This is a genomic window from Streptomyces sp. SAI-127 (assembly GCF_029894425.1).
Classification (GTDB): Bacteria; Actinomycetota; Actinomycetes; order Streptomycetales; family Streptomycetaceae; genus Streptomyces.
The window spans coordinates 7,029,517-7,043,416 of record NZ_JARXYJ010000001.1 but is presented as its reverse complement, the minus strand read 5'-3'; the positions used below and the strand labels follow the sequence as shown (position 1 = coordinate 7,043,416).

The window sequence follows — 13,900 nt, the reverse complement described above, 5'->3', positions numbered from 1 at the left end:
GGCTTCCTGCGTTTCGTTAACGTTCGAGGACGAGAGCGAGACCCTGGCCCACTCCGATGCACAGCGTGGCCACGCCCACCCCGCCGCCCCTGCGGGCGAGTTGATGGGCGACCGTGCCGGCCAGGTGGGCCGTAGGCACCCAGCGGGTGGCCCAGCGCGATCGCGCCGCCCTGCGGGTTGAGGATCGCCGGCTCGAACTCGGGCAACTCGGCCACGCAGCCGAGCACCTGGGCGGCGAAGGCCTCGTTCAGTTCCAGTACTGACAGATCGTCAAATCCCTTGCCCGCCTTGGCGAGTGCCCGGTTGACGGCCTCCACGGGGGCGAGCCCGAAGTAGTGCGGGTCGAGGGCGTTGACCCCGGTCGCGGAGATCCGGGCCAGCGGCTCGCGACCGGTCGCGGCAAGGCCGTCGTCGTCGACGAGCAGCAGGGCGGCGGCCCCATCGTTGAGAGGTGAGGCGTTGCCTGGGGTGACCGTGCCGGCGTCCTTGCGGAACGACGGCTTTGAGCTTCGCCATCGCCTCCAGTGAGGCATCCGCCCGTACACATTCGTCGGCACCGAACAAGACCGGCTCGCCCTTGCGCTGCGGGACCGGCACCGGCGCGAGCTCGGCGTCGAACAGCCCCGCTTCCTGGGCCTCGGCCGCCTTGCGGTGACTGGCCAGCGCGAACTCGTCCTGCTGCTCACGCGTGATCTTGTGCTTTTCGGCGATCAGCTCGGCCGACTCGCCGAGCGGGATCGTCCACTGCGGTTCCATCCGCGGGTTGACCATGCACCAGCCCAGCGTGGTCGAGTACAGGTCGGTGTGGGCGGCGGGGAAGGGCTTGTCGGACTTGGGCAGCACGTACGGCGCCCGCGTCATGGACCCCACGCCACCGGCCACGGCGAGGAGGCGTCCCCGAGAGCGATCGCGCGGGCCGCCTGGATCACGGCTTCGAGGCCGGAGGCGCACAGGCGGTTGACCGTCACGCCGGGCACGCTGGTCAGCAGTCCGGCCAGCAGCGCGGCCATACGGCCGACGTTGCGGTTCTCCTCGCCGGCGCCGTTGGCGTTGCCGAAGTAGACGTCCTCGATCCGGGCCGGGTCCAAGTCGGGTGTACGGCCGAGCAGTTCACGGATCGCGTGGGCTCCCAGGTCGTCCGGGCGCACCGAGGAGAGGCCGCCGTTGTAGCGGCCGACCGGTGTGCGGACCGCGTCGACGATGTAGACGTTCTTCACTTCAGGCCCTCCGTGACGGTCAGCTTGGCGTCGGTCCTGGCGGTGATCTCCTCGACGCTCACCCCGGGCGCGGTCTCGACGAGGACCAGGCCGTCCTCGGTGACGTCCAGGACGCCGAGGTCGGTGATGATCCGGTTCACGCACGCCTTGCCGGTCAGCGGCAGCGCGCACTCGGCGAGGATCTTCGGCGAGCCGTCCTTGGCGGTGTGGGTCATCACCACGATGACCGTGCGGGCGCCGTGGACCAGGTCCATCGCCCCGCCGATCCCGGTGATCATCTTGCCCGGGACGGCCCAGTTGGCCAGGTCGCCGGTCTCGGACACCTGCATGGCGCCCAGTACGGCGACGTCGATGTGCCCGCCCCGGATCATCCCGAAGGACAGCGCCGAGTCGAAGAAGGACGCCCCCGGCAGCACGGTGACGGTCTCCTTGCCCGCGTTGATCAGGTCGGGGTCGACCTGGTCCTCGGTGGGGTAGGGGCCGGTGCCCAGGATGCCGCGGACGGATCGGGCAACCCGGCGAGGTCGCCAACGTCATCCTCTTCCTGGCCAGCGACGAGGCGTCCTACGTGACCGGGGCGCAGTACATGGTGGACGGGGGGTACACAACGCCATGACCGGACAAGGCCCGTCCCCAACACATGTGTCGGAGGCTGTCGTCCAACTCTTCCAAGCCACCGTGGTGTTGTAGATCGACCGACTGTCCCTCCCTGACACTGGCGACCGAATGCCCTTGGTGAGGTCGAGCCCGCTTACCGGCCTCACTGGCACGCTGCCGCGCCACCACCTGCTCCGCCGCCCACTGCCCCGGCTGCGCTATGAAGACCTCAGACCGCGTCTGTACGGCTGTCGCCGGACAGCCCACACACCTCATTCACCAGTGACGTTGCCCTGACAGCCTGAAGGCTGCTCACTCACGGATACGCGCTTCGGTGTGACGGCCACTGTGATGGTCTTCGACGACCCCGAGGCCCTTGCCGCATGGCAGCCGGGCCGCCGCGAACTGCGCAGGGCTCCGTGGCACCCACTACCGAGTTCTGGCGGCGCCAGCGGTTTCATCCGAGGAACGATGCGGCCGTCACACGGGCGGCAGGTTGAGCGGCGTGACCACCTGGATCGCCGAGGGCGGGGGCTGGCCGTCGTCCGGCAGTGCCTTGTGGGCGCGCATGATGGTCTGGCAAGCGCGGCGGACGTCCTGGGGCAGGTCGTGGTGGAGCACCGCAGAGAGGCGGCGCTCGCGCAGGAGACTGATGTTGTCGTGATCGAGATCGTGGGCGATGAAGACGGCACACGGCCTGCCCAGCGCGTCGAAGGCGTCCAGCGTGGCGAAGTTGCCCCCTCCCATCGAGTAGACCGCGACGATGTCCTCGTCACGCTTGAGAGCCTCGAGCACCAGGTCGCGCTGGGTGGCGTCCAGACCGTCGCTGTCGGTGACCTCCACGAGAGAACGTCTGGGCTGCGCGAGGCGCATCGCGCTGCGGAATCCCATTTCGCGTTCCTCCTCGCCTCGGAAGGAGCCCCGGCTGATGGTGGTGAGCACATTGCCGGGGCGGTCGCCGAGCCACTGTTCGAGGAGGTAGGCGGCGGTGGCGCCTGCCGCGCGGTTGTCGATGCCGACGTAGGCCAGGCGCGCGCTGTGGGGAAGGTCTGTCACCAGGGTGACCACAGGGATGCCGGCCGCGGACAGTCGCCCTACGGCGGCGGCGACCTCAGGCACGTCGGGAGCCTTGAGGATCACGCCCTGCGTGCCACGCTTGGCGATCTTGTCGAGGATGCCGGTCATCTCGTCGGGCGGGCAGGTCTCGCGGAAGTGGAAACGTGAGCGGACGACGGCGGGGTGCAGGGCAGGCATTTCGGCCTCGAGTGCCTCGCGTACGGCGGCGGAGAACCGCTCTGGTGCCTGCATCACGATGTCGATCATGAAGGTGTGGCCCCCGATGCGGACCTGGGTCTGCTGACGGTCCAGGTCTTTGATCGCTTGATGCACTTCCCTGGTCGTGCTTTCGGTGACGCTGCCCCGGTTGTTGAGGACCCGGTCGACCGTCGCGGTGCTCAGTCCGGCCTGCCGGGCGATTTCCCTGATGGGGTAGGGGTGGCGCATGACGGTTCCCTGAAGACGATGATGGACTTTTGATTTATTTCAGAGGATTGATTGATGGGCGTGATCCCTCAAGACTGGCAGAAATGCAGGCACCGCGAAAGGACCCCGCATGTCCCTCACCGCTGCGCGATCACGGACTTGGCTGACCGAGGACGACTGCGATCTCGACGCGTTCCGCTTGCTCGTCGAGCAGGACACCGACCCGGCCGACCACCCTCTGGCCGAGCGAGTTGAGCAGAATGTTCCCCTCTACGACAGCGACCGGCTCCGTAGCCTTACGGCCACCGCCGACGGCCGACGCGAGGTACAGACCGAGCTGATCCGGGCGCTCCTCGACGGACCCGGCATCGTGGTCCTCAAGGGCGCCTTCCCCGATGCGACGGTCGTGGACCGGGCTTCCGAGGCCTTCACCGCGCTGATTGAGGAGGAGCGCGCTGGCGGCACCGCCCGCGGCGATCACTTCGCCAAGCCGGGCGCCAACGACCGGGTCTGGAATGCACTGGACAAGGTGGCCGTACGGTCCCCCGAGGTGTTCGCCGACTACTACGCCAACGACATGCTGGCGCTGATCTCCGAGGCCTGGCTGGGCCCTGCCTACCAGGTGACCTCCCAGGTCAACGTCGTCAACCCGGGCGGCGCCGCGCAAAGCGTGCACCGCGACTACCACCTCGGTTTCCTCACCCAGGAACGCGCTGCGGCCTATCCGGCGCATGTCCACCGCCTGTCGCCCGTGCTCACCCTCCAGGGCGCCGTCGCCCACTGCGACATGCCCGTCGAGTCCGGACCGACGCTCTACCTGCCGCACTCGCAGAAGTACGAACCCGGCTACCTCGCCTGGCGACTCCCGCAGTTCGTCGAGTACTTCGACGCCCACCATGTCCAGCTCCCCTTGGCCAAGGGCGATGCGGCCTTCTTCAACCCCGCGCTCTTCCACGCCGCCGGACACAACCGCTCGAACGCCATCCGGCGCATGGCCAACCTGCTGCAGATCTCCTCCGCATTCGGCCGCGCCATGGAGACAGTGGACCGCGAGGCGATGGCGAACGCGCTCTTCCCGGTGCTGCTGCGCCGCAAGGCCGAGGGGGTTTCGCAGGACTGGCTTCGCCGCGTGGTCGCCGCCACTGCTGACGGCTACCCCTTCCCCACCAACCTGGACCTCGACCCCCCGGTCGGAGGTCTCGCACCGCCCTCCCAGGCTGACACCGTCTGGCAAGCCGTAACCGAGGGCTGGACCCGCGACCGACTTCGCCAGGAACTGCAGGCCGGCGCCGAGCGCCGCCGCGGCTGAAAGGGTCACAGCATTCATGGCACTTCTTCAGGACAAGATCGTTCTGGTCAACGGTGGCAGCCAGGGCGTCGGGGCCGGCATCGTGCGGGCTGCTGTGAGGGAGGGCGCGACCGTCGTCTTCACCGGCCGCCGGGTCGAGGTGGGCGAGAAGCTCGCCGCGGACACGGGTGCGCTTTTCGTGCAGGCGGACCTCGCCGATCCGGCGCAGGCAGGCGCCTCCGCCGCACGGACCGTGGACGCACGCGGCCGCGTCGACTGCCTGGTCAACGCGGCCGGGCTGACGTCACGCGGCTCGCTCCTGGACACCACGCCGGAGCTGTTCGACCAACACATGGCGATCAACCTGCGGGCGCCCTTCTTCGCAATGCAGGCAGCAGTGGCCGACATGAAGGCCCGCCTAGCGCCGGGCACCATCGTCAACATCGGCTCCAACTGCGCCCATGGCGGACCGCCCTACTTGGCCCCTACTCCGCGGCCAAGGCCGGGCTGGCCGGACTGACCCGCAACGCCGCCCACGCCCACCGCTGGGACCGCATCCGCGTCAACGGCCTCAACATCGGCTGGACGGACACCGAGGGCGAGGACGCGACCCAGCGAGCCTTCCACGGCGCGGGGGACGACTGGCGGGAGAAGGCCGCCGCATCCCAGCCCATGGGCAAACTCGGACAGGTCGACGAGATCGCCGACTTCGTCGCCTTCCTGTTCTCCGACCGCAGCGGTGTGGTGACCGGCTCGGTCATCGACTGGGACCAAAACGTCTTCGGCGGCCAGGAGTGAACCGCCTCCCTTCGCCGGGCTAACAACTTGGTGCGCGATTGCCTGGAGTAACGCGTTCGGGCGGAGCGGGACTATCGGACTTCGAGACGGCCCAGGAACTGCGGTGCGATCTGCGGTGGAAGGCAGGATGTGGGCTGGGCCTTCACGACACGGCGTTCGATCCGTCACTGCTGGCCTACTTCCGCCGCCGGCTGGCCCGTTCCGCCCGCCCCAACCGCAATCTTCGAGGCCGTGCGCGAGGTCGTGAAGGCCACCGGCGTCCTCAAGGGCAAGCACCGCCGGGCGCTGGACTCCACCGTGCTGGACGACGCGGTCGCCATATTCGAGACCGTCACGACCACACCGGCCCTCCAGGCCGCGTGACCACACCTGTCACCCGAACAAGGTCAGCTTCCGGCAGTCCGTAGTCAGAGCAACCGAACGGGGCACGCCGGCAACCCTCGGCTTACATGCCCCACCGAAACCGTGAGGCACGGGGGGCGACTCCGTGGTGCGATCTGGGGCCGTTTTCAGTACGGGCCGTTTCTCCCCTACTCCGACCGGCCACGTCGGCAACGGCACGATCCAGGCGAGGCCAGTTGCCACCACACCGCGCCGACTCCGCTACACCCCTGGGCAGAGTGGATGACTCAGCACCGGAGCGGCCACTTCCGGTTTCCCTGCGTCCAGCCAGCGTCCAGAATCCAGTGCCCACCCAGCCGCAGGAGCCATGTACCGCAAGTTCAACCGCTGCGAACTGGAACATCCGCGCAGGTCAGCGGCATCCGCACTACCGACACCGACAACGAGGCCGAACTCGCGAGCAGCGGATTCAGTCCGTTCAGGCGAAGTTGACGATCCGACACCCAAAAATGAACGTTTCCGCAGGTCAGAAGCCTGCACAGTGGGGCGGGTGGGACTCGAACCCACGGCCGACGGATTATGAGTCCGCTGCTCTAACCGGCTGAGCTACCGCCCCATAGCGGCGTGTCGCGTACATGCGTGCGCGCCGTCTGCCGCAGCATAGCCGCTCATACGATCTCCTGCCTCGCAGGGGCGACTTCGCCTGCCCTTGAGGACTACGCCGTGACCTGCACGGTTGCGGCGGACATGAAAAAGGACCCCATCGGGGTCCTCCTTCTTCCTGCTCTCCCGACTGGACTCGAACCAGTAACCTGCCGGTTAACAGCCGGCTGCTCTGCCAATTGAGCTACGGAAGATCGAAGCTCCCCCGACTGGACTCGAACCAGTAACCTGCCGGTTAACAGCCGGCTGCTCTGCCAATTGAGCTACGGAGGATCGCCTCGTTTGCATCGAACGTACCTCCCTGGGTATTCGCCAGGGGGCGGGCGCTCGCTGCGACACATACATTAGCGCAAGCAGGGGGGTGCTCCGCCAATCGGTTCCCCCGACACCGACATCGCACCGGAGACCTACACAAGGGAGAAGGGTGGCCGCCATGCGCTACAAGCTCACGTTCGTGGTCGGACTGACTCTGGGTTACGTGCTGGGCACCCGTGCCGGGCGCGAGCGCTACGAACAGCTGAAGAAGTCCGCCCGCCAGGTTTCCCAGAACCCCGCCGTCCGCAACACCGCGGAGACGGCGGCCCAGCAGGGCCGCCAGTTCGCCGGCAAGGCCTACCACGCGGTCAGCGACAAGGTCGGCGACCGGGTCCCGGAGTCCGTGACCCAGCGGGTGCGCTCGCTCCGGGACCGCAACACGAACGGTGCGCCGGAGGACGACTGGGGCACCAGCAGCACTTGAAGCCGACAGTGACGCATACCACCCAGAGCCGCGGGGCCATGGCGCCCCGCGGCTCCGTCGCAGGACACGACCGGTCGTGACGGTTCCGGGCCCGCGAATCCGTGCGCGCCGCCACGACGCTACGCCCATAGAATTTGCGCCATGGGGATAGTCGCCGGGTTGGACAGCTCACCCGATTTCACTCGCATCGTCGTCTGCGACGCAGACACCGGTGCCGTGCTCAAGCAGGGGTATGCCCCGCACCCGGTGGAGGGCGGCGGCCGCGCATCCGACGTCGATCCCCAGGCGTGGCTCCTCTCCCTCGGTGAAGCCGCCGGCGGCGGTCTCCTCGAGGGCGTGCAGGCCATCGGCGTGTCGTCGCAGCAGAACGCCGTCGTGCCCCTCGACGCCCAGGGCAACACCGTCCGTCCCGCCATGGCCGGCGGCGACAAGCGCGCGCAGGTCGCCGCGGCCGACCTCGTCGACGCGCTCGGCGGGCGCGAGGCGTGGGCCCAGGCGGTGGGGTGTGTGCCGCAGGCGGCGCAGCCCGTCACCAAACTGCGCTGGCTGAACAAGACCGAGCCCGACGCCGCTCTGCGCACCGCCGTGCTCCTCCAGGCGCACGACTGGCTGGTGTGGCAGCTCCTCGGCCGGCCGGTCAGGAGGACCACCGACCGCGGCGGCGCCTCCGGCACCGGCTACTGGTCCGCGGCCACCGGCGCCTACCGCTCCGACCTTGTCGAACTGGCCCTGGGTCACCAGGCGATGCTCCCCGAGGTGATCGGGCCCTCGGACGCGGCCGGTACGACCCCGGAGGGGCTGCTGATCTCCGCCGGGACCGGTGAGACCATGGCCGCCGCCTTCGGTCTCGGGATCGGTCTCGGCGACGCCGTGGTGTCGCTGGGCGCCTCCGGGTCCGTGATGGCCGTGCACCCCGAGGCCCTCGTCGACAACAGCGGGATGATCACCTCCCTGGCCGACGCGACCGGCATGCACCTGCCCGTCGTCACCACCCTGAACGCCGTACGGACCCTGCGCGGGGCCGCCGAGATGCTCGGGCTGAACGACCTGGAGAGCCTGTCCGAGCTGGCGATGAAGTCGACGCCGGGGGCCCACGGGCTCGTACTGCTGCCCTATCTGGAAGGTGAGCGGACGCCGAACCTGCCGCACACCGCGGGGACGCTGAGCGGGCTGCGGCGGGAGTCGATGAAGCCGGAGCACCTGGCGCGGGCCGCGTTCGAGGGCATGCTGTGCGGGCTCGCCGACGCGCTCGACGTGCTGCGCGGCCGCGGTGTCGAGGTGCGGCGGGTCTTCCTGCTGGGAGCCGCCGCCGAGCTGTCCGCCGTACAGGCCGCCGCGCCCGCGCTGTTCGGCGCGCAGGTCGTCGTGCCGCAGCCCGCGGACTACGCGGCGATCGGTGCCGCCCGGCAGGCGGCCTGGGCGCTCGGGGTCTCGCAGGGCACGCTCGATCCGCGTACCCCGCCGATGTGGCAGGGCCCGGCCGCGCAGGTTCTGGAGCCCGGCGAGGAGCTGGCGGTGGGGCAGGCGGTGCGGCAGCAGTACGTGTCCGTGCGGGAGCAGACCTACCCGGGCGCGTTCCGGTAGGCAAGTCGCGGAACGTAAGAGTCCGGTAGGAGTCCGGGCCCACGAGGACCCGGAAGGCCGTACGAAGCACTGCTGTCGGCTTAATCGGTTGAGGTAACACGGGTGGAGTGTTCGACGATAGGGGCCAGGGGCAACCACCCGCCCCGTCGCCGACTCCGAGAGACGTAGCGTGCTCATACGACTTCTGCGGACCTATCTCAGGCCCTACAAGAAAGCCATCACCATCCTGGTGCTGCTGCAGTTCCTGCAGACCTGCGCCACCCTCTACCTGCCCACGCTGAACGCGGACATCATCGACCACGGCGTCGTGAACGGAGACACCGGTTACATCCTGAGCTACGGCGCCGTGATGATCGGCATCTCGCTGGCGCAGGTGGTGTGCAACATCGGGGCCGTGTTCTACGGCGCCCGGACCGCCTCCGCGCTCGGCCGGGACCTGCGGGCGGCGGTCTTCGACCGGGTGCAGTCGTTCTCGGCGCGCGAGGTCGGCCAGTTCGGGGCGCCCACGCTGATCACCCGTACGACCAATGACGTGCAGCAGGTCCAGATGCTGGCCCTGATGACGTTCACGCTGCTGGTGTCGGCGCCCATCATGTGCGTGGGCGGCATCGTGCTGGCGCTCGGCCTGGACGTGCCGCTGTCCGGGGTGCTGGTGGCCGTGGTGCCGACGCTGGGCATCTGCGTGACGTTGATCGTACGGCGGCTGCGGCCCCTGTTCCGGTCCATGCAGGTGCGTCTCGACACGGTGAACCGGGTGCTGCGCGAGCAGATCACCGGCAACCGGGTCATCCGGGCGTTCGTGCGCGACGCGTACGAGGAGGACCGTTTCCGGAAGGCGAACAGCGACCTGACGGAGATCTCCCTCAAGACCGGCAACCTGCTCGCGCTGATGTTCCCCGTGGTCATGACGACGGTGAACCTGTCCTCGATCGCGGTGGTGTGGTTCGGTGCCCACCGGATCGACAGCGGCGGGATGCAGATCGGTGATCTGACCGCGTTCCTCGCCTATCTGATGCAGATCGTCATGTCCGTGATGATGGCCACCTTCATGTTCATGATGGTGCCGCGCGCGGAGGTGTGCGCCGAGCGCGTCCAGGAGGTCCTCGACACCTCCTCCAGCGTGGTGCCTCCCCTGGCCCCCGTCCGCGAGCTGCGGCGGCACGGGCATCTGGAGATCCGGGGCGCGGGCTTCCGCTACCCGGGCGCCGAGGAGCCGGTGCTCAAGTCGATCGACCTGGTGGCCCGGCCCGGCGAAGTGACCGCCGTGATCGGCTCGACCGGCAGCGGCAAGTCCACGCTGCTCGGGCTGGTTCCCCGGCTGTTCGACGCGACCGACGGCGAGGTGCTCGTCGACGGGGTGGCCGTCGCCGAGGTCGACCCCGTGCTGCTGGCCAAGACCGTGGGGCTCGTGCCGCAGAAGCCGTATCTCTTCGCGGGCACGGTCGCCACGAACCTTCGCTACGGCAACCCGGACGCCACGGACGAGGAGCTGTGGCACGCGCTGGAGGTGGCGCAGGCCAAGGACTTCGTCTCCGGGCTGGAGAACGGCCTTGACTCCCCCATCGCGCAGGGCGGCACCAACGTCTCCGGTGGTCAGCGGCAGCGGCTCGCCATCGCGCGCACGCTCGTGCAGCGGCCGGAGATCTACCTCTTCGACGACTCCTTCTCCGCCCTCGACTACGCGACCGACGCGGCCCTTCGCGCGGCGCTCGCCGAGGAGACCTCGGAGGCGACCGTCGTGATCGTCGCGCAGCGGGTGGCCACCATCCGCGACGCCGACCGGATCGTCGTCCTCGACGAGGGCCGGGTCGTCGGCACTGGTACCCACCGCGAGCTGATGGCGGACAACGAGACCTACCGGGAGATCGTGCTCTCCCAGCTCACGGAAGCGGAGGCTGCCTGATGGCCGGGCCCATGGGGCGCATGATGGCCGGCACCGGTCCCGAGAACCGGTCGATCGACTTCAAGGTGTCCGGCAGGCGGCTGCTCGCCCAGTTCAAGCCGGAGCGGCTGACGCTCTACGCGATGTTGTTCTGCGTCGTGCTGAGCGTCGGCCTCAACGTGGTCGGGCCGAAGATCCTCGGCGAGGCCACCGACCTGGTCTTCGCGGGCATCATCGGACGGCAGATGCCCTCCGGCGCCAGCAAGGCGGAGGTCCTCGCGTCGATGCGGGAACGCGGCGAAGGTCAGGTCGCCGACATGCTCCGCAGCACCGACTTCACGCCCGGCGAGGGCATCGACTTCACCGCCGTAGGGCATGTGCTGCTGTTCGCGGTCGGGGTGTTCCTCATCGCGGGGCTGCTGATGGCGGTGGCGACGCGGCTGGTCAACCGGACCGTCAACCGCACGATGTTCCGGATGCGCGAGGACGTGCAGACGAAGCTGTCGCGGCTGCCGCTGTCGTACTTCGACAAGCGCCAGCGCGGCGAGGTCCTGTCCCGGGCCACCAACGACATCGACAACATCGGCCAGACCCTCCAGCAGTCGATGGGCCAGCTCATCAACTCGCTGCTCACCATCATCGGTGTGCTCGCGATGATGTTCTGGGTGTCCTGGCTGCTGGCCCTGGTCGCGCTGGTCACCGTGCCGCTGTCGTTCGTCGTCGCCACGCGCGTGGGCAAGCGCTCGCAGCCGCACTTCGTGCAGCAGTGGCGCACCACGGGCAAGCTCAACGCCCACATCGAGGAGATGTACACCGGGCACACCCTGGTGAAGGTGTTCGGCCGCCAGGACGAGTCGGCCGCGCAGTTCGCCGAGCAGAACGACGCGCTGTACGAGGCCGGGTTCAAGGCGCAGTTCAACAGCGGGGTCATGCAGCCGCTGATGATGTTCGTCTCGAACCTCAACTACGTGCTGGTGGCGGTCGTCGGCGGGCTGCGGGTCGCGTCCGGCTCGCTGTCCATCGGTGACGTGCAGGCCTTCATCCAGTACTCCCGGCAGTTCTCGATGCCGCTCACGCAGGTCGCGTCGATGGCGAACCTCGTGCAGTCGGGTGTCGCCTCGGCCGAGCGGATCTTCGAACTCCTGGACGCGGAGGAGCAGGAGGCGGATCCGGTGTCGAGCGCGAGGCCCGAGGAACTGCGCGGGCGGGTCGCTCTGGAGCATGTCTCCTTCCGCTACGACCCCGAGAAGCCGCTCATCGAGGACCTCTCGCTGAAGGTCGAACCGGGACACACGGTCGCGATCGTCGGTCCGACGGGAGCCGGAAAGACCACCCTGGTCAACCTGCTCATGCGGTTCTACGACGTCTCGGGCGGGCGGATCACCCTCGACGGCGTGGACATCGCCCGCATGTCCCGGGACGACCTGCGCGCCGGGATCGGCATGGTGCTCCAGGACACCTGGCTCTTCGGCGGCACGATCGCGGAGAACATCGCGTACGGCGCCTCGCGCGAGGTCACCCGCGGCGAGATCGAGGAGGCGGCCCGGGCGGCCCACGCGGACCGGTTCATCCGGACCCTCCCCGACGGCTACGACACCGTGATCGACGACGAGGGCAGCGGGGTGAGCGCGGGTGAGAAGCAGCTCATCACCATCGCCCGGGCGTTCCTGTCGGACCCGGTGATCCTGGTGCTGGACGAGGCCACCTCGTCGGTGGACACCCGCACGGAGGTCCTGATCCAGAAGGCGATGGCGAAACTGGCCCACGGCCGCACGTCGTTCGTCATCGCCCACCGCCTCTCGACGATCCGGGACGCGGACACCATCCTGGTGATGGAGAACGGCTCGATCGTCGAACAGGGCACGCACACGGACCTGTTGGCGGCGGACGGGGCGTACGCGCGGCTGTACACGGCACAGTTCGCGCAGGCGGTGGCCGAGGTGGACTAGCTGAAGGGGGCCGTGGCGAAACGGCCCCCTTTCCTCAGTCCAGGTAGCCCCGGAGCTGATCCGCAAAAGCGTGATCCCGCAGCTTGTTCAGCGTCTTGGACTCGATCTGCCGTATCCGCTCCCGCGTCACGCCGAAGATGCGGCCGATCTCCTCCAGTGTGCGCGGCCGCCCGTCGGCCAGGCCGTACCGGAGTTGGACGACCTTGCGCTCACGTTCGCCCAGGGTCGACAGCACCGCCTCCAGGTGCTCCCTGAGCAGCAGGAACGCCGCCGACTCGACCGGCGAGGCGGCGTCGCCGTCCTCGATGAGGTCGCCGAGGGCCACGTCGTCCTCCTCGCCGACCGGCGCGTGCAACGACACCGGTTCCTGGGCCAGGCGCAGGACCTCGCTGACGCGTTCGGGGGCGAGGTCGAGGTGGGCCGCGACCTCTTCCGGGGTCGGTTCGTAGCCGCGCTCCTGGAGCATGCGGCGTTGGACGCGCACGACCCGGTTGATCAACTCGACGACGTGGACCGGGACTCGGATCGTCCGGGCCTGGTCGGCGAGGGCCCGGGACATGGCCTGGCGGATCCACCAGGTGGCGTAGGTGGAGAACTTGTAGCCGCGGGCGTAGTCGAACTTCTCGACGGCCCGGATCAGGCCCAGGTTTCCCTCCTGAACCAGGTCGAGCATGGTCAGGCCGCGGCCGACGTACCGTTTCGCGACGGACACGACGAGACGCAGGTTCGCCTCGATGAGGCGGCGCTTGGCCATGCGGCCCAGCACGACCAGACGATCCAGGTCGAGCGCCAACTGGCTGTCCAGGTCGGGGGCGTTGCTCAGTTTCTCCTCGGCGAACAGGCCGGCCTCGACCCGGCGGGCGAGGTCGACCTCCTCGGCCGCGGTGAGCAGCGGGATGCGGCCGATCTCCCGCAGGTACTGGCGGAACAGGTCCGAGGACGGGCCGCCGGTGTCGGCGCGGGCGCGGGGCGGCTCGGGCGGTTCGACCGGCTCGGTCTCCACGTTGTCGAGGGCTTCCGCGGGCGGGGTGTCCGGCTCCGCCTCGGGGTGGTGCGCGACACGGCTCTGCGGGGGCACCGCGACGAGTACGTCGGTCTCGGCGTCCTGCTCTGTCGTGTCGTCCGTACCGTTCTCGGTCTGTGTCAGGGTCTGGGTCTGCACGGGGGCGACCTCCAGGATGATCGCTGCCATGGAGTGCGGCAGCGGTACTTCGGGGGCGGAGTCGGCGGCCTCGCCGCTGTCCGTCCCGTACGCGATGAGCGGAACCGCGGGGGTCTGGGACCCGCTGGGGGCGGATCGGCCGCGCTCCGAGGACTCAGGCACCGGACCCAGTGTGGAGTACGACACATCGCCGCCAC

At 69.0% G+C, this 13,900-nt stretch carries 8 protein-coding genes, 3 tRNA genes and 4 pseudogenes; 8 read left to right on the top strand and 7 right to left on the bottom strand.

Translation table 11 applies throughout. The features are described from left to right. Positions 1-16 precede the first annotated feature (16 nt). Positions 17-1,217, bottom strand: a pseudogene (locus M2157_RS32405) (thiolase family protein). Then, positions 1,214-1,714: pseudogene (locus M2157_RS32400) on the bottom strand (3-oxoacid CoA-transferase subunit B); the annotation flags it as partial. The pseudogenes M2157_RS32400 and M2157_RS32405, both read right to left, overlap by 4 nt. An 8-nt stretch (positions 1,715-1,722) precedes the next feature. Here M2157_RS32400 and M2157_RS32395 point away from each other — a divergent pair. Continuing rightward, positions 1,723-1,833 carry an SDR family oxidoreductase gene (locus M2157_RS32395; RefSeq protein WP_280868307.1) on the top strand — a complete coding sequence of 37 codons (111 nt, stop codon included), beginning with the start codon at positions 1,723-1,725 and terminating at the stop codon, positions 1,831-1,833. Positions 1,834-2,294: 461 nt separating this feature from the next. Here the strand turns inward: M2157_RS32395 and M2157_RS32390 are convergent, their stop codons facing one another. Continuing rightward, complete coding sequence (locus M2157_RS32390; protein WP_280866957.1) at positions 2,295-3,317, bottom strand: LacI family DNA-binding transcriptional regulator; 1,023 nt, start codon at positions 3,315-3,317, stop codon at positions 2,295-2,297. Between the two features lie 109 nt (positions 3,318-3,426). Between M2157_RS32390 and M2157_RS32385 the strand changes: the two genes are divergently transcribed. The 3 genes and pseudogenes from M2157_RS32385 to M2157_RS32375 form a co-directional block, all read left to right on the top strand. Further along, positions 3,427-4,605: a phytanoyl-CoA dioxygenase family protein gene (locus tag M2157_RS32385; RefSeq protein WP_280866956.1), complete on the top strand. Its 1,179-nt coding sequence runs from the start codon at positions 3,427-3,429 to the stop codon at positions 4,603-4,605. 16 nt (positions 4,606-4,621) lie between these two features. Further along, positions 4,622-5,382, top strand: a pseudogene (locus M2157_RS32380) (SDR family oxidoreductase). Positions 5,383-5,450: 68 nt separating this feature from the next. After that, positions 5,451-5,718: pseudogene (locus M2157_RS32375) on the top strand (transposase); the annotation flags it as partial. 548 nt (positions 5,719-6,266) lie between these two features. Here the strand turns inward: M2157_RS32375 and M2157_RS32370 are convergent. From M2157_RS32370 to M2157_RS32360, 3 genes are all read right to left on the bottom strand, one after another. Then, positions 6,267-6,340 (bottom strand) — tRNA-Ile (locus M2157_RS32370). Positions 6,341-6,508: 168 nt separating this feature from the next. Then, positions 6,509-6,581 (bottom strand) — tRNA-Asn (locus M2157_RS32365). Positions 6,582-6,587: 6 nt separating this feature from the next. Further along, positions 6,588-6,660 (bottom strand) — tRNA-Asn (locus tag M2157_RS32360). Positions 6,661-6,820: 160 nt separating this feature from the next. On the opposite strand from M2157_RS32360, the gene M2157_RS32355 reads away from it, so the two are divergent. From M2157_RS32355 to M2157_RS32340, 4 genes are all read left to right on the top strand, one after another. Next, on the top strand, positions 6,821-7,126 hold the full coding sequence (locus M2157_RS32355; RefSeq protein WP_280857468.1) for a YtxH domain-containing protein: 306 nt from the start codon (positions 6,821-6,823) through the stop codon (positions 7,124-7,126). A gap of 141 nt (positions 7,127-7,267) precedes the next feature. Beyond that, the gene (locus M2157_RS32350) at positions 7,268-8,710 is read left to right on the top strand and encodes an FGGY family carbohydrate kinase (protein ID WP_280857469.1); all 1,443 of its coding nucleotides are present in this window, start codon (positions 7,268-7,270) and stop codon (positions 8,708-8,710) included. A gap of 169 nt (positions 8,711-8,879) precedes the next feature. Then, a complete protein-coding gene (locus M2157_RS32345; RefSeq protein WP_280857470.1) occupies positions 8,880-10,613 on the top strand; it encodes an ABC transporter ATP-binding protein in 1,734 nt (577 codons plus the stop codon). Then, positions 10,613-12,541 (top strand): ABC transporter ATP-binding protein, encoded by a 1,929-nt coding sequence (locus M2157_RS32340; RefSeq protein ID WP_280866955.1) that lies wholly within the window; start codon positions 10,613-10,615, stop codon positions 12,539-12,541. Before M2157_RS32345 ends, M2157_RS32340 begins: the two co-directional genes overlap by 1 nt. Positions 12,542-12,575: 34 nt before the next feature. Here M2157_RS32340 and M2157_RS32335 read toward each other — a convergent pair whose 3' ends face one another. Beyond that, the gene (locus tag M2157_RS32335; RefSeq protein WP_280866954.1) at positions 12,576-13,865 is read right to left on the bottom strand and encodes an RNA polymerase sigma factor; all 1,290 of its coding nucleotides are present in this window, start codon (positions 13,863-13,865) and stop codon (positions 12,576-12,578) included. Between the last annotated feature and the right edge of the window lie 35 nt (positions 13,866-13,900).

Excerpts from the sequence above, each read along its gene's own strand:
- M2157_RS32350 (WP_280857469.1), top strand. The coding sequence starts at position 7,268 with ATGGGGATAGTCGCCGGGTTGGACAGCTCACCCGATTTCACTCGCATC.
- M2157_RS32385 (WP_280866956.1), top strand. The coding sequence starts at position 3,427 with ATGTCCCTCACCGCTGCGCGATCACGGACTTGGCTGACCGAGGACGAC.
- M2157_RS32355 (WP_280857468.1), top strand. The coding sequence starts at position 6,821 with ATGCGCTACAAGCTCACGTTCGTGGTCGGACTGACTCTGGGTTACGTG.
- M2157_RS32390 (WP_280866957.1), bottom strand. The coding sequence starts at position 3,317 with ATGCGCCACCCCTACCCCATCAGGGAAATCGCCCGGCAGGCCGGACTG.
- M2157_RS32340 (WP_280866955.1), top strand. The coding sequence starts at position 10,613 with ATGGCCGGGCCCATGGGGCGCATGATGGCCGGCACCGGTCCCGAGAAC.